The sequence below is a fragment of the Pseudomonas sp. MWU13-2862 genome (genome assembly GCF_023242495.1).
GTDB classification, from domain to species: Bacteria; Pseudomonadota; Gammaproteobacteria; order Pseudomonadales; family Pseudomonadaceae; genus Aquipseudomonas; species Aquipseudomonas gingeri_D.
Window position 1 is genome coordinate 52,734 of record NZ_JALMEZ010000008.1, and the last position, 18,322, is coordinate 71,055.

16 protein-coding genes and 1 pseudogene are annotated in these 18,322 nt (G+C 62.4%); 10 read left to right on the forward strand and 7 right to left on the reverse strand.

Translation table 11 applies throughout. The features are described from left to right. The first annotated feature begins 20 nt into the window (after window positions 1-20). The 4 genes from ptsP (at window position 21) to tadA (ending at window position 4,807) form a co-directional block, all read left to right on the forward strand. Window positions 21-2,558, forward strand: coding sequence for a phosphoenolpyruvate--protein phosphotransferase (ptsP, locus tag M5C56_RS15810; protein WP_103498519.1), 2,538 nt, complete (start codon window positions 21-23; stop codon window positions 2,556-2,558). A gap of 2 nt (window positions 2,559-2,560) precedes the next feature. Continuing rightward, a complete protein-coding gene (locus tag M5C56_RS15815; RefSeq protein WP_103498518.1) occupies window positions 2,561-2,851 on the forward strand; it encodes a PTS transporter subunit EIIB in 291 nt (96 codons plus the stop codon). Between the two features lie 88 nt (window positions 2,852-2,939). Beyond that, window positions 2,940-4,316, forward strand: a complete 1,377-nt coding sequence (locus M5C56_RS15820; RefSeq protein WP_103498517.1) for a multicopper oxidase family protein — start codon at window positions 2,940-2,942, stop codon at window positions 4,314-4,316. Next, window positions 4,316-4,807, forward strand: coding sequence for a tRNA adenosine(34) deaminase TadA (tadA, locus tag M5C56_RS15825; RefSeq protein ID WP_103498516.1), 492 nt, complete (start codon window positions 4,316-4,318; stop codon window positions 4,805-4,807). The genes M5C56_RS15820 and tadA overlap by 1 nt, the downstream gene beginning before the upstream one ends. Before the next feature lie 161 nt (window positions 4,808-4,968). Here the strand turns inward: tadA and cmoB are convergent, their stop codons facing one another. The 5 genes from cmoB to lon all read right to left on the reverse strand — a co-directional run bounded on the left by cmoB (window position 4,969) and on the right by lon (window position 10,670). After that, on the reverse strand, window positions 4,969-5,925 hold the full coding sequence (gene cmoB / locus M5C56_RS15830) for a tRNA 5-methoxyuridine(34)/uridine 5-oxyacetic acid(34) synthase CmoB (protein WP_103498515.1): 957 nt from the start codon (window positions 5,923-5,925) through the stop codon (window positions 4,969-4,971). Beyond that, the gene (gene cmoA, locus M5C56_RS15835) at window positions 5,922-6,698 is read right to left on the reverse strand and encodes a carboxy-S-adenosyl-L-methionine synthase CmoA (protein WP_177099630.1); all 777 of its coding nucleotides are present in this window, start codon (window positions 6,696-6,698) and stop codon (window positions 5,922-5,924) included. The genes cmoB and cmoA overlap by 4 nt, the downstream gene beginning before the upstream one ends. Window positions 6,699-6,944: 246 nt before the next feature. Beyond that, a complete protein-coding gene (locus M5C56_RS15840) occupies window positions 6,945-7,580 on the reverse strand; it encodes a lysoplasmalogenase (RefSeq protein WP_103494382.1) in 636 nt (211 codons plus the stop codon). 1 nt (window position 7,581) lies between these two features. Then, a complete protein-coding gene (locus M5C56_RS15845) occupies window positions 7,582-7,974 on the reverse strand; it encodes a protease inhibitor I42 family protein (protein ID WP_103494381.1) in 393 nt (130 codons plus the stop codon). A gap of 263 nt (window positions 7,975-8,237) precedes the next feature. Next, window positions 8,238-10,670 carry an endopeptidase La gene (lon, locus tag M5C56_RS15850; protein ID WP_103494380.1) on the reverse strand — a complete coding sequence of 811 codons (2,433 nt, stop codon included), beginning with the start codon at window positions 10,668-10,670 and terminating at the stop codon, window positions 8,238-8,240. A gap of 297 nt (window positions 10,671-10,967) precedes the next feature. Here lon and M5C56_RS15855 point away from each other — a divergent pair, with 297 nt between their 5' ends. The 4 genes from M5C56_RS15855 to M5C56_RS15870 are packed head-to-tail and all read left to right on the forward strand — an operon-like array spanning window position 10,968 to window position 15,286. Continuing rightward, complete coding sequence (locus M5C56_RS15855) at window positions 10,968-11,657, forward strand: methylamine utilization protein (protein ID WP_247263213.1); 690 nt, start codon at window positions 10,968-10,970, stop codon at window positions 11,655-11,657. Further along, window positions 11,641-13,998 (forward strand): EAL domain-containing protein, encoded by a 2,358-nt coding sequence (locus M5C56_RS15860; protein WP_103494379.1) that lies wholly within the window; start codon window positions 11,641-11,643, stop codon window positions 13,996-13,998. Before M5C56_RS15855 ends, M5C56_RS15860 begins: the two co-directional genes overlap by 17 nt. 5 nt (window positions 13,999-14,003) lie before the next feature. Then, a complete protein-coding gene (locus tag M5C56_RS15865) occupies window positions 14,004-14,864 on the forward strand; it encodes a DUF3034 family protein (RefSeq protein WP_103494378.1) in 861 nt (286 codons plus the stop codon). Next, on the forward strand, window positions 14,864-15,286 hold the full coding sequence (locus M5C56_RS15870; RefSeq protein WP_103494377.1) for a group 1 truncated hemoglobin: 423 nt from the start codon (window positions 14,864-14,866) through the stop codon (window positions 15,284-15,286). Before M5C56_RS15865 ends, M5C56_RS15870 begins: the two co-directional genes overlap by 1 nt. Before the next feature lie 170 nt (window positions 15,287-15,456). Here M5C56_RS15870 and M5C56_RS15875 read toward each other — a convergent pair whose 3' ends face one another. After that, window positions 15,457-15,795 carry a DUF3077 domain-containing protein gene (locus tag M5C56_RS15875; RefSeq protein WP_103494376.1) on the reverse strand — a complete coding sequence of 113 codons (339 nt, stop codon included), beginning with the start codon at window positions 15,793-15,795 and terminating at the stop codon, window positions 15,457-15,459. A 564-nt stretch (window positions 15,796-16,359) separates the two neighbouring features. Here M5C56_RS15875 and M5C56_RS15880 point away from each other — a divergent pair. Both M5C56_RS15880 and M5C56_RS15885 read left to right on the forward strand, forming a co-directional pair. Next, complete coding sequence (locus M5C56_RS15880) at window positions 16,360-17,001, forward strand: Pr6Pr family membrane protein (protein WP_103494375.1); 642 nt, start codon at window positions 16,360-16,362, stop codon at window positions 16,999-17,001. 152 nt (window positions 17,002-17,153) lie between these two features. Then, window positions 17,154-17,807 (forward strand): Pr6Pr family membrane protein, encoded by a 654-nt coding sequence (locus tag M5C56_RS15885; protein ID WP_103494374.1) that lies wholly within the window; start codon window positions 17,154-17,156, stop codon window positions 17,805-17,807. 80 nt (window positions 17,808-17,887) lie between these two features. Here M5C56_RS15885 and M5C56_RS15890 read toward each other — a convergent pair. Next, a pseudogene (locus tag M5C56_RS15890) lies at window positions 17,888-18,283 on the reverse strand (TonB-dependent receptor); the annotation flags it as partial. Window positions 18,284-18,322: the final 39 nt, after the last annotated feature.

Genomic DNA, 18,322 nt, shown 5'->3' on the forward strand with positions numbered 1-18,322 from the left:
ACAATGATAAAGGTGATGTCATGACCGCAACCTCTTCCCTGGAACTGCTCGCGCCCCTGTCCGGGGTGCTGATCGAACTGGATCAGGTGCCTGATCCGGTGTTCTCCAGTCGCATGATCGGCGACGGCCTGTGCATCGACCCGACCTCCGCGGTGCTCTGCGCACCGTTGGCCGGGGTGGTGAGCAATGTCCAGGCCAGCGGCCATGCCATCAGCATTACCGATGACCAGGGTGTGCAGGTGCTGATGCATATCGGCCTGGACACCGTGCAGCTTGAGGGCAAGGGCTTCACCGCCCTGGTCCGCGAAGGTGAGCGGGTGACGGCCGGGCAGGCGTTGATCGAGTTCGATGTCGACTACATCGCCTTGCACGCCCGCAGTCTGTTGACCCTGGTGTTGGTGGTCAGTGGCGAGACATTTACCCGGCTGGCTCCGGCCAGTGGTTTGATTGAAAGCGGCGCGCCACTGTTGCGGATCGAGCACAACGGCGCATCGGCGGGCCCGGTGGTGGAAGAGGAAGGCGAGGCGTTGTTCTCAAGCCCCGTGACCTTGCCCAACGCCAACGGTCTGCACGCCCGTCCGGCGGCGGTGCTGGCCCAGGCGGCCAAGGGTTTTGCCGCGAGCATCGTGGTGCATCGGCGCCAGGACAGCGCGAATGCCAAGTCCCTGGTGGCGATCATGGCCTTGCAGACGGTGCGTGGCGATGTGTTGCAGGTCAGTGCGGTGGGCGAGGATGCCCAGGCCGCCATCGACGTGTTGGCGGCCTTGCTGGCCGAGGGGTGTGGTGAGTCGGTCGAGTCTGCGGCGGTGATCGATATCCCCGTGGTGGTCGAGGCGTCTTCACCGAGCCTGTTGCGCGGCGTTTGTGCTTCGCCGGGTTCGGCGTTCGGTCGGGTGGTGCAGGTGGCCGAACAGCGGCTGGAAGTTCCGGAATTCGGTTCCGACGAGCCCCATGAGCGCGCATCGCTCGAACGGGCTCTGGACGAGGCGACCCAGGCCTTGCAGCGGCTGCGGGACAACACCGAGGGCAGCGCCCAGGCGCAGATTTTCCGCGCGCATCAGGAATTGCTGGAAGACCCGAGCCTGCTGGAGCAGGCCCGGGTCCTGCTCGCCCAGGGTAAAAGCGCGGCGTTCGCCTGGCGCCAGGTCACCGAGGACACCTGCGCCTTGTTCGAACGCCTGGGCAGCAGCTTGCTGGCGGAGCGCGCGCTGGATTTGAAGGACGTCGGCCAGCGTGTGCTGCGGCTGATTCTCGGGGTCGAGGAGCGGGTCACCGAGATGCCGGACGACGCCATCCTGATTGCCGAGCAACTGACCCCGTCGCAAACGGCCGCACTCGATACCCGTCGGGTCCTCGGCTTCGTCACCGTCGGTGGTGGGGCGACCAGCCATGTGGCGATCCTGGCCCGGGCATTCGGTTTGCCGGCGCTCTGCGGTTTGCCCGCCGAGGTCCTGAAGGTGCCCGCCGGTACCCAGGTGCTGCTCGATGCCGACCTCGGGCGCCTGCACCTGATGCCGGATGAGGCGGATGTGCAACGCCTGCTGGTCAAGCGCCAGGAGCAACGCCAGCGTCACCAGCGCGAGAAGGAGCAGGCGTCCGAGGCGGCGCGTACCCGTGACGGTCACCATTTCGAGGTGACCGCCAACGTCGCCTCGCTGCAAGAGGTGGAGCAGTCGTTGACCCTGGGCGGTGAGGGGGTCGGCTTGCTGCGTTCCGAGTTTCTCTATCTGGAGCGTCAGAGCGCGCCGAGTGTCGAGGAGCAGGCAGCGACCTATTCGGCCATTGCCCGGGCCCTGGGGCCCCAGCGCAATCTGGTGGTACGGACCCTTGACGTCGGTGGCGACAAACCCCTGGCCTATGTGCTGATGGACACTGAAGCCAACCCCTTCCTCGGCATGCGCGGGATTCGGTTGTGCCTGCAACGCCCGGAACTGCTGCGTCAGCAATTGCGGGGGATTCTCGCCTGTGCCGGCCTGACCCAGTTGCACATCATGCTGCCGATGATTACCCAACTGTCCGAGTTGCGGCAGGCACGCCAGTTCCTCGAGGATGAAGCCCTGGCCCTGGGCCTCAAGGCGTTGCCGAAACTGGGGATCATGATCGAAGTGCCGGCGGCGGCCCTGATGGCCGATCTGTTCGCCCCCGAGGTGGACTTCTTTTCCATCGGCACCAATGACCTGACCCAATACACCCTGGCCATGGACCGTGATCACCCGCAACTGGCGAGCCAGGCCGACAGCCTGCACCCGGCGGTATTGCGCCTGATCGCCACCACCGTGAAAGCCGCCCATGCCCATGGCAAGCCGGTCAGCGTGTGTGGCGCGCTGGCCTCCGAGGCCCTGGCGGTGCCGGTGTTGCTGGGCTTGGGCGTGGATGAACTGTCGGTCAGCGTACCGCTGATTCCGGCGATCAAGGCGGCGGTCCGCGAGGTCGAGTTGACGGAGTGCCAAGTGTTGGCCCAACGAATTCTTGGCCTGGAAAACGCCGGGCAGGTGCGTGAAGCCCTGCTCGATCATCAACACACCACGGCGCTGCAGCCGCGGGTCCTGGAGAACTGAACATGTTCGAGAAATTTCAACGGGCATTCTGGAAAGCCCTGACACCGGACCTGGTGGCGGATCAACCGAGTACGCCGGTTGCCGCGGCAGAAGAGGCGTTGCGCCCGGAGATCGTCGCGGCCCTGGGTGGCGAAGGCAATCTCAAGTCCCACCAGCGCGTGGCCCTGACCCGCCTGCGTGTGGCCTTGAATGACAGTGCCCGGATCGATCAGTCGGCATTGCGGGCGGCGGGTGTCGCCGGGGTGATGATATTGGCCGGTGGCGTGACCCATTTGTTGCTGGGCCTGGACTGATTTTCTTACGATTTCGCAACTGCGGGTGTATCGTATTCGCCTTTTGCGCGCCCTGGTGCGCGGCTGAATAGGTGAGGTGGTTGCGTTCATGTCCTTTACCCGTCGACAGATACTCGGTGGACTGGCCGGTCTTGCAGTGGTGGGCGTTGGCGCCGGCGGTGCATCGCGTTACTGGTTGGGGAAAATGGCCGACGCCGATGCCGGCCATGACTATGAGCTGATCGCCGCGCCCCTGGACGTCGAGCTGGTGGCCGGGCATCAAACCCCGGCCTGGGCTTTCGGCCCGTCGGCGCCGGGCACCGAGTTGCGGGTGCGTCAGGGCGAGTGGCTGCGGGTGCGCTTTATCAACCACCTGCCGGTGGCCACCACCATTCACTGGCACGGTATCCGCCTGCCGCTGGAAATGGACGGCGTGCCCTACGTGTCGCAACTGCCGGTATTGCCCGGTGAATACTTCGACTACAAGTTCCGCGTCCCGGACGCCGGCAGCTACTGGTATCACCCCCACGTCAACAGCAGTGAGGAACTGGGGCGCGGGCTGGTCGGCCCGCTGATCGTCGAAGAGCGCGAGCCCAGCGGTTTCCAGCACGAACGCACCTTGAGCCTGAAAAGCTGGCACGTCGATGAAGCTGGCGCCTTCGTGCCTTTCAGCATTCCCCGTGAAGCCGCGCGTGGGGGCACGGCGGGGCGCCTGTCGACCGTCAATGGCGTGTCGCAAGCCGTGGTCGACTTACCGGCCGGACAGATCACCCGGGTTCGCCTGCTCAACCTCGACAACACCCTGACTTACCGCCTCAATATCCCCGGTGTCGAAGCGCAGATCTATGCGCTGGACGGCAATCCGGTGGAGCCGCGTCCGTTGGGCAAGGAATACTGGCTGGGACCGGGGATGCGCATCTGCCTGGCGATCAAGGCGCCGGCGGCTGGTGAAGAGCTATCGCTGCGTAACGGTCCGGTGCGTCTGGCGACCTTTCGCTCTGTGGCCGACAGTGGCATGGCGACCGACTGGCCGAAGGCCTTGCCGGCCAATCCGATAGCCGAGCCGGACCTGGCGAACGCAGAAAAGCTCAACTTCAATTTCGAATGGGTTGGCTCGGTTTCGGTGAACGTCGATAATGGCCAGCCGCCGAGTCTCTGGCAGATCAATGGCAAGGCCTGGGACATCACCGACAAGACCTGCGCCGACCGACCCATCGCCAAGCTGGTGAAGGGCAAGAGCTATATTTTCGAATTGAAGAACATGACCCAGTATCAGCACCCGATCCACTTGCACGGCATGAGCTTCAAGGTCATCGCCTCGAACCGCAAGGCGATCACGCCATACTTCACCGACACCTACCTGCTGGGCAAGAACGAGCGGGCGCGGGTAGCGTTGGTGGCGGATAACCCGGGGGTGTGGATGTTCCATTGCCATGTGATCGACCATATGGAAACCGGCCTGATGGCCGCCATCGAGGTGGCCTGATGCGTCAGATACGGCCGGCGCCGATCATCGACCGCAGCCGCGACCAGGACTTCATGCGTGAAGCCCTGGCGCTGGCCGCCCAGGGCGCGCTGTTGGGCGAGGTGCCGGTGGGCGCGGTGCTGGTGCAGGACGGCGAGATCATCGGACGTGGCTTCAATTGCCCGATCAGCGGCAGCGATCCGAGCGCCCATGCCGAGATGGTCGCCATCCGCGCCGCCGCCCAGGCGCTCGACAACTACCGGCTGCCGGGCAGCACGCTGTACGTGACCCTGGAACCGTGCAGCATGTGCGCCGGGTTGATCGTGCATTCGCGGATTGCACGGGTGGTCTATGGCGCACTGGAACCCAAGGCCGGGATCGTGCAGAGCCAGGGGCAGTTCTTTACCCAGGACTTTCTCAATCACCGGGTGTTGTTCGAAGGCGGCGTCCTGGCTGAGGAGTGCGGGGCGATCCTCAGCGAGTTCTTCAAGGCCCGCAGAAGCAAGTCCTGAGTAGGGTTGTTGTGGGGGCCTGTCTTGAGGGCCCTTTCGCGGCGGTGCGGCGTCCCGACAAGCTCCGCTCCCACAGTATTTGAGTCGAATCGGAATATTGTGTACGACACAAAACCTGTGGGAGCGGAGCTTGCCCGCGAAGGCGTCAGATCTGACACCGCCTACTTGCGGGCGACCATCACCGCCCGCATCGGCGCCGGCAGCCCTTCGATGGTCTTGCTGTGATCCTCCGGATCCAGGAAGTCGCTCAACGACTGATACTTCATCCACTCGGTCCCGCGCTGCTCCTGCACCGTGGTCACGCTCACATCGACACAGCGCACATCGCTGAACCCGGCGCGGCGCAGCCAGCGTTCCAGCGCCGGCACCGACGGCAGGAACCAGACATTGCGCATCTGCGCGTAACGATCTTCCGGCATCAGCACCTGATGCTCGTCACCTTCCACCACCAGGGTTTCCAGCACCAGTTCGCCGCCTTTGACCAGGCAATCCTTGAGTGCCAGCAAATGCTCGATGGGCGAGCGCCGATGGTAGAACACGCCCATGGAAAACACCGTGTCGAAGCCTTCCAGCTCGGCCGGCAGGTCCTCGAATGGGAACGGCAGGTGCCAGGCCGACGGCTCCGACAAGTAACGTTGCACCGCCTGGAACTGGCAGAAGAACAGCCAGTTCGGATCGACCCCGATCACCGTGTCCGCGCCGGCCCCGAGCATGCGCCACATGTAGTAGCCGTTGCCGCAACCGACATCGAGAATGCGCTTGCCCTTGAGGTCCAGGTGCGGGGCGACCCGCGACCACTTCCAGTCCGAGCGCCATTCGGTGTCGACATGCACGCCGAACAGATCGAACGGGCCTTTGCGCCACGGGCACAAGCCCATCAGCGCCGTGCGCATCTGCGCGCGGGTGGCCTCGTCGCAATCCGTGTCCAGGGTCAGGCCGTTGAGCAGATCGACCTGGGTCGGCTGGATCTTCGGCAGCGCATCGAGCGCACTCTGCCAGCGTTCCAGGTCGCCATGACCTTTTTCCATGCGGGCATCGAGTTGCGCTTGCAGGCCGTTGGCCCATTCGGCCAAAGGGGTGCCAGCCAGACGGCGGGCGAGGGGAGACAGATCGATCATGGCAGGGCAATCAACGAGGCAAAGTTAAGGCATTGGAACCAGGGCACGACTTTCGAGAAACCCGCGGCCAGAAGGCGTTCGCGGTGCTCTTCGAGGCTGTCGGGTTTCATGACGTTTTCGATGGCGCTGCGTTTCTGGGCAATTTCCAGTTCGCTGTAGCCATTGGCGCGCTTGAAGGCGACGTGCAGGTCGGTGAGCAGCGCGTGTTCTTCGGGATCATTGAAGCGCAGTTTCTCCGAGAGAATCAGCGCGCCGCCGGGCAGCAAGGCCTGGCGGATACGCCCGAGCAGGGCCTGGCGCTGTTCGGGAGCGATAAATTGCAGGGTGAAGTTCAGCGCCACCACCGAGGTCGGCTGGAATTCCAGGGCGAGGATATCGCCCTCGATCACGTCCACCGGCAGCAGCTCCTGGAACATCGAGTCCTGGCCGTTGAGGTATTGGCGGCAGCGTTCGACCATGGCCGCGGAGTTATCCACAGCAATAACCCGGCAACCGTCGCTGCGTACGTGACGGCGCAGGGCCTGGGTCACTGCGCCGAGGGAGCTGCCCAGATCGTAGAGCACGCTGTGGGGCTGGGCGAACTGCGCGGCGAGCACGCCGAGGTTCTCGACAATGGTCGGGTAGCCGGGCACCGAGCGCTTGATCATGTCCGGGAAGACCCGCACCACGTCTTCGTTGAAGGCGAAGTCCGGCACCTGGGCCAGGGGCTGGGCGAAAAGGCGATCGGGTTCTTTGCTCACGACGGTTCCGGCGGATGCTGAAAAGGCCGGCATTTTAGCCAAGTTGGCGCCGCGATGCGCGCTTTGTCGGATAAAACGCCAAGCCTGCACGCCCCGAAAACTAAAACTGTAGGAGCGAGCTTGCTCGCGATGGGCGTCAACGATAACGCGGGGTATCTGGATGCCAGTGGTGTCCTTGCGTTCATCGCGAGCAAGCTCGCTCCTACAGAAGGGCAGAAGGGCAGAAGGGCAGAAGGGCAGAAGGGCAGAAGAGTAGAGGAGCAGAGGAGCAGGCTGCGTTCAGCGCGGCTTCTGGCTGAAGGCCGAGGCCGCAATGCCCCATTGTCCCAGCCAGTAGGCAATGATGATCAGGTAGGGCGCGGCGGCGAACTTGACCACGAAGCGATCAATACCGATCAGGCTGTCGGAGAAGGCGAAGGTCAGGGCGCCGGCCGCCGCCAGCAGGGCGGAGCGCTTGGGCACATCGGTACCCAGTCGGGCCAGGGCGCGCCAGAGCATGGCGCTGATGGCCAGTGCGTAAACCGTGACCGGGATCAGCAGGTCGCCCAGGCCCTTGGACATCAGGATGCCGAGCAACCCGGCGCCGATCAGCAGGGCCAGCAACAAGGGCAATGGCGCCAACCGACGGCAGTCGCCCAGGTAAGCCTTGAGATAAGCCAGGTGCGCGACGAGAAACGCGCCCAGGCCAAACACGAACAGATCGCCCGGCCAGGCCAGCAGCACATCTCCCAGCAGGGAAAAGATCAAACCCAGGCCGATCCAGCGGCGATAATCGGTCACCGGCGCATCGTGCAACCAGCCGAGCAGGACCAGTACCGGTACCGGCTTGGTCAGCAGGCACAGCATCGGCAGCTCGATGCTCACGCCATAGAGGAACGCGGCAGCCCCCATCAGGGCGAGGATCAGCCAAGGCATGTCAGTTCACCGTGATCGGGCAGTCGAAGCTTTGTGCCGGCGTGGCTTCCGGTTCCCAGGGTTGCTGGTAGGTCAGGCGCAGGCGCCCGGTGCCGGCGGCGAAGGCCTGGAAGCGCCAGGTCGATTGTCCGCCGCTGCCCACCAGGCCGTTGTCGTCGGGATTGTGGTAGACCTCCGGGCCGAGGCTTTTCAGCACGCCGCCCGCCGAGTCCTGGATGGCCCAGCGAAAACCGGTGGTGGGGTTGCTGGGCAGGCTGAGGATCATGTTCTGCCCGGTCTTGAGTTGCATCGGGCAGTCACTTTGTTTTTCCAGCGTCACGTTCTGGCGCGGTTGCTGGGCACAGGCGGCGAGCAAGGCGAGGCTTAACGGCAGCAGCAGGCGAGTCGGGGTCATAGTGTCTCCAGTTGTTACAGCGATGACCGAGCATAACCTGTGGAGCTGGCGTTGCACTAATGCCTGTGAAGCAAGACTGAGTACTGTCCTGTAGACGCGGTGCTTGCCGCCAAAAGCTTCGCGGGCAAGCCCTGCTCCTACAGTTCATCGTCGAACGCAAAACTTGTGCACGACATAATCCTGTAGGAGCAGGGCTTGCCCGCGAAGAGGCCCGTGAGAACGCTGGAAATCTCACGGGCGAGCCAGATGCCTGCTGCTTAGAATTAGAACAAAATCTTCGCCGCATCCGAGAAACGTTTGGCGAAATGCACGGTAATGCCTTCCTTCAAGTAATCCGGCAACTCCTCGAAATGCCCACGGTTGGCTTCCGGCAGGATCAGCTCGAACAGCTTCTGCCGCCGCGCCGCAATCACCTTTTCCCGCACCCCGCCAATCGGCAGCACATGCCCGGTCAGCGTCAGCTCACCGGTCATGGCCACGCCCTTTTTCGGCGGCTGGTTGCGCGCCAGGGACAGCAACGCACTGGCCATGGTCACCCCGGCACTCGGACCGTCTTTCGGCGTTGCGCCCTCTGGCACATGCAAATGCACAAAGGCTTTATCGAAAAACTCCGGATCGCCACCAAACTGCTTCAGATGCGAACTGACGTAGCTGTAGGCGATCTCCGCCGACTCCTTCATCACCTCACCCAGTTGCCCGGTGAGCTTGAACCCCCGGTTGAGCGTATGAATGCGAGTCGCTTCAATCGGCAAGGTGGCGCCACCCATGCTGGTCCAGGCCAGCCCCGTGATCACACCGACCCCGGAGAGCACCTGCTCGTTACGGAACACCGGCATGCCCAGCGAGGCTTCAAGGTCCTTGTTGCCGATCTTGATCGCCGTGTCCGGCGCGTCCAGCAACTTGACCACCGCCTTGCGCACCAGTTTGCCCAGTTGTTTCTCCAACTGACGGACCCCGGCTTCCCGGGCGTAGCCGTCGATCACCGCCCGCAAGGCACCGTCGCTGATGCTCAGGCTGCTTTTGCTGACACCGGCTTTTTCCAGCTGCTTGGGCCACAGGTGGCGCTTGGCGATGGCGATTTTTTCCTCGGTGATATAGCCCGACAGGCGAATCACTTCCATCCGGTCCAGCAACGGACCCGGGATCGAATCCAGGGTGTTGGCGGTGCAGATGAACAGCACTTTCGACAGGTCCAGGCGCAGGTCCAGATAGTGGTCGAGGAAGTCGACGTTCTGTTCCGGGTCGAGGGTTTCCAGCAGCGCCGAGGCCGGGTCGCCCTGGAAGCTCTGGCCCATCTTGTCGATCTCGTCGAGCATGATCACCGGGTTCATCACCTCGACCTCTTTCAAGGCCTGCACCAGCTTGCCCGGCTGGGCGCCGATATAGGTGCGGCGGTGGCCCTTGATCTCGGCTTCATCGCGCATGCCGCCGACGCTGAAGCGATAGAACGGCCGCCCGAGGGATTCGGCGATGGATTTGCCGACGCTGGTCTTGCCCACCCCCGGCGGCCCCACCAACAGCACGATGGAACCGCTGATCTCGCCCTTGTAGGCGCCGACCGCGAGGAATTCGAGGATCCGCGCCTTGATGTCATCCAGGCCGGCATGGTGCTGGTCGAGGACCTTGCGCGCGTGCTTGAGGTCGAGCTTGTCTTCGCCATACACGCCCCAGGGCAGGGCGGTGGCCCACTCCAGGTAATTGCGGGTGACGGCGTACTCCGGCGAGCCGGTCTCGAGGATCGACAGCTTGTTCATTTCCTCGGTGATGCGCTTTTGCGCCTGGGCCGGCAGGACCTTGCCCTGCAAGCGCTGTTCGAACTGCTCGACGTCGGCGCTGCGGTCGTCCTTGGTCAGGCCCAGCTCCTGCTGGATGACCTTGAGCTGCTCCTTGAGGAAGAACTCGCGCTGGTGCTCGCCGATCTTGCGGTTCACCTCGGCGGAGATTTCCTTTTGCAGCCGCGCGACTTCGACTTCCTTGCGCAGCATCGGCAGGACTTTTTCCATGCGCTTGAGCATCGGTACGCAGTCGAGCACTTCCTGCAACTCGTTACCGGTGGCCGAAGTCAGGGCGGCGGCGAAGTCGGTCAGCGGCGACGGGTCGTTGGGGCTGAAACGGTTGAGATAATTCTTCAGCTCTTCGCTGTACAGCGGGTTGAGCGGCAAGAGCTCCTTGATCGCATTGATCAGGGCCATGCCGTAGGCCTTGACCTCATCGGTCGGCTCGCTCGGCTGGTGCGGGTATTCGACTTCCACCAGGTACGGTGGGCGATGGTGCTTGAGCCAGGTGCGGATGCGCACCCGGGTCAGGCCCTGGGCGACAAACTGCAATTTGCCGCCTTCGCGACTGGCGTGGTGGACTTTCACCAGAGTGCCATACTCGGGCAGGGCCTTGGTGTCGAAATGGCGGGTGTCTTCGCTGGGCGTGTCCATGAAGAACAGCGCCAGGGAGTGGTGATCGGATTTGCTCACCAGTTCCAGGGTTTCGGCCCAGGGTTCTTCGTTGACGATCACCGGCAGCACCTGGGCCGGGAAGAACGGGCGGTTGTGGATCGGGATGATATAGACCTTGTCCGGCAGGTTCTGCCCGGGCAGGGCCAGGCCGGTGCCGGAGGCGCTCGCGGCGTTGGCGTCGTCAAGGGTGTGTTCGGTGTCGGCCTCTAGGGTCGGATGTTCAGGGAATTCCTGCTGCTCGCTCATGGGGCACCTGCACAGTGATATATGCCAGTTAGATGGGGCGAGCCGCCGGTGGTTTCAATGGCCGGGAGTATAGCTTTGCGAAAGTCGGCCGATAGTTGATCAATAAGCGTTGTACAGAAGTGTTTTGCATGTAAAGGTTTTGCCGATCAAGCGGTTGGTCGTCGGCTGTGCCAGGATAGTGGCTAATGGCCGTATTTGCCGCGTGCTCTTCTCTGCAACCCCCGGTAATCTGCATTCGCGGAACATTTTCATGCCAAGGTCGGCCCCCACGATCACACACTGATGAGTAGTTGCTGCATGGCCCGCCCAACTTCGTTGACCGGATTGTTTCTGTTTGTTGCATGTCTGCTGTCGAGCGGCCTGGGTGTGGCCGCCGGTTTCCAGGCCGAGATCGTCGATCAGGACGGCAAGCCCTTGCCGAACGCGGTCTTGACCTTGCAGGGCGATGTGCCGCCGCCGATCTTCAGCCTCAAGGCCGATATGGACCAGCGCGACAAACAGTACGCCCCCCATGTGCTGGCGGTACATACCGGCACCCAGATCCGCTTTCCCAACAGTGACAATATCCGCCATCAGGTCTATTCCTTCTCGGCGCCCAAGCGCTTCGAGCTGCGTCTTTACGAAGGCACGCCGTCGGACCCGGTGCTGTTCGACAAGCCGGGTATCGTGGTGTTGGGTTGCAACATCCATGACTGGATGCTTGGCTATGTCTATGTGACCGACGATCCCTGGTTTGCGGTCAGTGATAAAAAGGGCTTGATCCGCTTCGACAAACTGCCGGCCGGCCGCTACCACATAACGCTCTGGCATCCCCAGGTGGCCGATATGCTGCCGCAGCCAGGAGGCGAAATCGGTGTGTCCGCCACGGACCTGAAGCAACGCTTCAGCCTGTCGATCCAACCCCTGTCGCCGGATGCACCCGCGGCGCCGGCTCCGAGTGCTTTCGGCGATGCCTTCAATAAAGCTGTCAGTGAAACTGCGAAGTAGCTTTCAGGCGCGGGTCGCCTGCGTCCTGATCCTGCTGTTGCTGGTGGTGGTCGGCGCGCTGTATTTCAGCGTCAAGGCCGCCACCAACAGCGCGATCCGCAGCCAGGCTGGCGAACAATTGCAGCTCGGTACCCGGGTGTTCGAACGCCTGCTGGATGTCCAGAGCCGACGCCTGAGCGATGGCGTGCAACTGTTGGCGTCGGACTTCGGCTTTCGCGATGCCGTGGCCAGCGGCGATTCGGCGACCATCCGCTCGGTGCTGATCAACCACGGCAAGCGCATCAACGCCACTGACATGATCCTCCTGAGCATGGACGGCAAGGTCCTCGCCAGTACCCTGGACGATATGCCAGAAGGTTCGCAGTTCCGTTATGACCACGCGTTGCGCGAAGCGCGGCGGGCCAAGCAGTCGACCCTGATCGTGCCGTTGCAGGGCCATCCGCACCTGCTGGTGGAAGCAACGGTGCTGGCGCCCTTGCCGATCGCCCGGGTAGTGATGGGCTTTTCCATGGACACCGAGTTTGCCCGCGAGCTGCGTTCGTTGAGCAACCTGGAAGTGTCGTTCCTGACCGTGGATATGCAGCAGCCCGGGCAATTGGTGAGCACCCAGCCGCCGGCCATGGCGCAGAGCATTGAACACTTGATGCTCGCCAGCGCCGATAAACACATCCAGCAACTGACCGAATATGAGCAGCACAGTTTCCTGAGCAAGACGCTGATGCTGGCCAGCACCGCCGATGAAAATGACAACCAGGTCATCGCCTTGTTGCAAAGTCCACTGGATGCGGCGATGCAGGCATTCGCGCCCCTCGACCAGAACATTCTGCTGATCGCCCTGATCTCGCTCGTGGCGTCCCTGGCCGGTGCCTTGTTGCTGGCGCGCAGCGTTTCGCAACCGGTGCGGGCGCTGGCCCAGGCGGCGGAACGGATCGGCCAGGGCGATTACCAGACCCCGGTGCCGCTCAAGCGCAGTGACGAGCTGGGACTCCTGGCCACCGCCTTCAACTCCATGCAAAGCGGCATTGCCGAGCGCGAGCAGCAACTGGCGCACAATGCCTTGCACGACGGGCTCACCGGGCTGCCCAACCGGGCGCTGGCCATGGAACGCCTGGGCAGTGCGATCAGCGCCGGGCGGTCGGTGGCCCTGGTCTACCTGGAGATCGACAACCTGCGGGCGATCGGCGAAGCCGGTGGTCCCGACGCGGTGGACCTGATGCTGCAACAGGTCGGCCAGCGCCTGCTGGGCGCCCTGCGTGCCGGCGATACCGTCGCGCACCTGATCGGCGGCGAGTTCCTGCTGCTGTTGCAGGGTACCGCCAGCGACGGCGCGGTCGCCACCGCGGACAAGCTCCAGCAGCTGTTGCTCAAGCCCCAGCGGATTGCCGGGCATGAAGTGGCCCTGGATTGCCGGATAGGGATTGCCGCCTTCCCGGGGGATGGCCTGTCCGCCGAAGAGCTGCTCAGCCGCGCCGCCATCGCCATGAAAGATGCCGAGCAGATTCCCGGCCGCATCCAGATCTACGAACAGGGGCGCGACCTCGCGCATCGCCGCCAGGTCACCCTGATTCGCGACCTGCGCCATGCCGCCGCCAACGGCGAGCTGCTGTTGCATTATCAACCCAAGCTGGATATCCGTGAGGGTCGCGTGCGTCAGGCCGAAGCCCTGTTGCGCTGGCAACACCCGCAGTTCGGCATGGTTTCGCCGGCGGAGTTCATCGTCCTGGCCGAACGCACCGGCAGCATCCAGATCCTCACCCACTGGGTGATCGAGGAGGGCATACGCCAGTTGTCGGAGTGGAACCAGCGTGGCCTGCGCCTGCAATTGTCGTTGAATATTTCGGCGGAGGACCTGCTCGGCCCCGACCTGACCGACCGGGTTTCGGCGTTGCTCAAGCAATACCGGCTGCCGGCCGAACAATTGATTTTCGAGATCACCGAAAGCGCCGTGATGCGCGAGCCCGAGCAGGCCTTGAAGGTCCTGCACCGGCTGCGCGAGTGCGGCATCAGCCTGTCGGTGGATGACTTCGGCACCGGTTACTCGTCGCTGGCCCACCTCAAGCGTCTGCCGGTGCAGGAACTGAAGATCGACCAATCCTTTGTCCGCGACCTGGATGAAACCAGCGAGGATGCGGTGATCGTCCGTTCGACCATCGAAATGAGCCACAACCTGGGGCTGAAGGTGGTCGCCGAGGGCGTCGAATATGCACATAGCTTGCGTCTGCTGGAGCGCTGGCATTGCGACACCGCCCAGGGTTACCTGATCAGCCGCCCGTTGACCGCGGCAGCGTTCGAGGCCTGGGTTGCCTTACCTTTGGGTTCACCGTCCGTTGTGGTTCATTGACGGCCATGAAGCGTTTATCTCTCTTGCTCTGCGGCCTGGCCTGCCTGGGAGCGCAACCGGTTCTGGCCGACAACGGCCGTTTGATCGCCACGGGCGGGGCCAGCAGCCTCGAAGGCCCGGCGGGCGGCGGGATCACGCCCTGGGCGGTGCTGACCGGCTATGGCGAGCAGAACGAGTGGAGCGCCACCGCGTTCGCCACCACGGTCAATCTCCCGGATTATCGGCTCGATGTGGCCGGGGTCGCGTCGTCCTACGACAACCGCGTGGAGGTTTCCTTTGCCCGCCAGCGCTTCGACCTCGGGTCGCTGGTCAGCAAGCTGAGCCTGCCGGAAGATCATCTGGGGCAGGACATCCTTGGCCTTAAGGTGCGCCTGTTCGGTGATGTGATCTACGACCGCTTGCCCCAGGTGTCCCTGGGGCTTGAGTACAAGCACCAGACCAACTTCGAGATTCCGCAACTGGTGGGCGCCAAGCGTGACCAGGATGTGGAGGGCTACCTGGCCGTCAGCCGCCTGTTCATGGGCGCGGCCTTCGGTTACAACCTGCTGGTCAACGGCGGCGTGCGCTACAGTCGGGCCAACGAGCTGGGGCTGATGGGCTTCGGCGGCGATCGGCGCGATACCCGCAGCCTGCTCAAGGAAGGCTCGGTGGCGGTGCTGTTCAACCCGCGCTGGGCCATGGGCGTGGAGTATCGGCAGAAGCCGGACAACCTGTCGTTTTCCGGTGAGAGCGATTGGGCTGACCTGTTTATCGGCTACTTCCCCAACAAGCATGTGTCCTTTGTCCTGGCTTACGCCAAGCTCGGAGAAATCGCGACCCTGGATAACCAGAACGGCACCTATCTGTCCGTGCAGGGGAGTTTCTGATGCGTGGCCTGAAACTGCTGCTGGTGGTTCTGCTGCTGGCCGGTTGTGCCCAGCAGCCACCCAAGGATGACAGCCTCTATCGTGACCTGGGCGAGCGGGCGGGGATTACCCGGATTGTCGAGGGCATGCTGTTGAACATTGCCCACGATCCGCGGATCGTCGAGCGTTTTCGCAAGATCGATATCCAGCGTTTGCGGGACAAGTTGGTCGAGCAGTTCTGCGTCGAGGCGGGTGGGCCCTGCGTGTACACCGGCGACACCATGGCCGAGAGCCACAAGGGTCAGAACGTCAGCCGCAGCGATTTTAATGCGCTGGTGGAAGACCTGATTGCGGCGATGGATACCCAGGGCATTCCGGTGCCGGTGCAGAATCGTTTGATTGCCCGGCTGGCGCCGATGCGGGGTGAGGTTATTCAGCATTAGGTTGAATAACGCCTGTAAGCGTTTGCCTGGGGGTTTGCATAACGGCTACTGGCCTCTTCGCGGGCAAGCCCTGCTCCTACAAATTTGTGTCGTGCGCAAAACCTGTGATCGACGCAAAACTGTAGGAGCAGGGCTTGCCCGCGAATGCGTCGGCCCAGGCACCACAAAACCTAGAGGTGTTCTCCTCCGCGCTCATTCAACGCCGAATCCACCAACGCCTTCGCCAACTCGATCAGGTGCACCACGCCCAGCACCACCTTGCGATTGGCGCCGCTCAGGTTTTCCACGGATTCATAGGCCGTCGCCGCTGCCGACTCCAGCAGCTCATAGGCGGCGGTCAGCGACTCTTCCGAGCGCACATCGGTGCGGATCCGGTACAGGCTCTCCGGCAGTTTGTAAGGCTCAGGCGGTTCAAGCGGCGGCAGGTTGTAATGGGCGAATATCCGGTCGCTGGTCTTGTCGTGCTTGTACAGCGGGTTGACGGGTGGATCGGGGGTAATCTTCGACATTGATTTAGCTCTCTCAACGTAGGTTGAGCTGCTACCGCGTCGCTACTAAACGATTGGAGGGTGGCAGCTGTACGCAGGTTAGTAGGCCGGCGAGCTAAGGAACCGGTGCACCCGAAGGCGCCCTGCGCACAGCCACCATAATGTTCAGGCAATAAAAGGACCTGACAGCACGATGACACCATGCGCCTAAAGCTCACGCGGGCTACTAAACCCGATCACTGAATTGGCAGTGACGAACGAAGACTAGCCACGTGTTTTGGCAGGCGCAAGCGGTCAGGATTTTCTAGGAAACTTCATACGAATGAAAGAGCAAAGTCGCATTCGGGGTTGATCCATCAAGCCTTCCAGGGACCGCTAACGCGCCGCACCAGCCTCATCAGTCGGTAGCGCTTTTCCAAAACACCTGCGAGCGGGTCTGCCGTTGGTCAGGACTGTCATTTCTGACAGTAGAGCCTTATCTCGCGTTCTTCTAGGGTCATGCTCAAAGGCACTGTGTTGTATCGAGTGCTCGACCGACGGGGATCTTTGGGATCGCAGAGGTTGCGAGAGTCAGGAACCAAGCTCATGAGCGATGACAGGGTTTGGACGCCAGGCTGGAGCGGGATTGTCCTGAAGGGCGTTGCGCTTCTGGGCTGGGTGACATTGGGCATCCAGTTCTACCAGAACTGTCAGGATGCGGGGAGCCTGTTGGGTGGACTGGATGACTTCTTCAGTTATCTCACGGTGCTTATCAATATCCTGGCGGCGCTGGTGTTGACCTGCGTGGCAACCTCGGGAGATTCGACCCTGCGGCGTTTCTTTCTCCAGCCCTCGGTTCAAGGGGGCGCGGCGGTCGGCATGATTCTGGTCGCCCTGGTGTACAACCTGCTGTTGCGAGTTCCGTCGAGTTTTCAAGAGTTCCAGTGGGTCCCCGATGAGTTGATGCACGACGTGATGCCGATACTGTTTTTGCTCTATTGGTGGTTCTGTGCGCCAAGGGGTCGCTTGTTATGGCGGGATGCGCTGCCGTGGCTGATCTATCTGCTGGTCTACTGCGTTTACCTTCTGGTGCGCGGATACCTGATTGGTGCCTACCCTTATGACTTCATCGATGTGGGGGAGCTGGGTTATCCCCGGATGTTTATCAATGCCGGGCTGGTGGTGTTGGTATTCGTGCTGCTGTCGGTGCTGCTGATAGCCGTGGATCGCTGGCGAGGCCAGCGTTGAACGACGATGACCGCTGGTCAGGACTGTCATTTCTGACAGTAGAGCCTTGTCCCGCTTTCTTCTAGGGTCTTGCTCAATAGACAGCCTGTTTATAAGCGTCCAATCGATTGGGGCTTTGCCGTCGCAGGTGCCGCGTAGCCAGGAGATAGGTTATGAGCAACGAAATGGTGTTAACGCAGAGCACGGGGGGCATTGCCGTGAAAATCGCGGCACTGCTGGGATGGTTTGCATTGGCCCTCCAGCTCTATCTAATCCTGATGTCGCGCTGGCAGGGCGACAAAAGCCTGTTGGGCGGTGTGGATATCTTTTTCAGCTATTTCACGGTGCTGACCAATATCCTGGTGGCGATCGTGCTGACCTGCGCGGCCACATCAGGGGATTCGCCGTTTCGGCGGTTCTTTCTCAACCCCAAGGTCCAGGGCGGTGTGACCGCCGCCATCGTGCTGGTCGGGCTGGCGTACAACCTGTTGTTGCGCCATACGTGGAACCCCCAGGGCCTGCAGTGGGTGGCCGATGAGTTGCTGCACGACGTGATGCCGGTGCTGTTTGTGATCTATTGGTGGTTCTGCGTGCCCAAGGGCACCCTGCAATGGCGGGATTTCTGGCCGTGGCTGATCTATCCGGCGGTCTACTTCGTTTACGCCCTGGTGCGTGGCTACTTTGTCGGCTCCTATCCCTATCCTTTTATCGACGTGGATCAGTTGGGTTATCCACAGGTGTTTATCAATGCTGTGATGGTGCTGGTGGCGTTTGTGGTGATATCGCTGGTGGTGATTGCCGTGGATCGCTGGAAAGGCAATCGCTGATCCTGCACACGAGGCGGGTAAAAAAGACGGCCACCGAGAGGCGGCCGTCTTGTTCACAGGCACCGCCTTCGCAAGGAAGGTCAGAACGTGGTCCGCAACCCGAACTCGACACTGCTTCCCGGCGCCGGGGCGATATCCCGCAGGATCGAACTGGCGTAGCGCGCGGTCTGGTTGGTCAGGTTGTCGCCCTTGACGAAGGCCAGCCACTGGCTGCTGCAGATGTCGAAGTGATAACTGGCTCTGGCACCGAACGTGGTGTACCCCGAGGCCCCGGTTTCGTTGGCCAGCACTCGTCCCTGTCCCGTCGCATGCTCGACATCGATCCGCGCCTGCCAGCGATCCAGTTCCCACAGCAGGCCGCTGTTCAGGCGCAACGGGGCGATCCGTGGCAGCGCTTCGCCGGTGTCGAGGTTGGTGGTTCGGGTGTAGTCCCCGGACAGTTCCAAGGCAAATTTGCCGTAGGTGCTTTCGCCAAGGCAGGTTGGCATCGCCCAGTTCACCGGTGCCGATCGCCA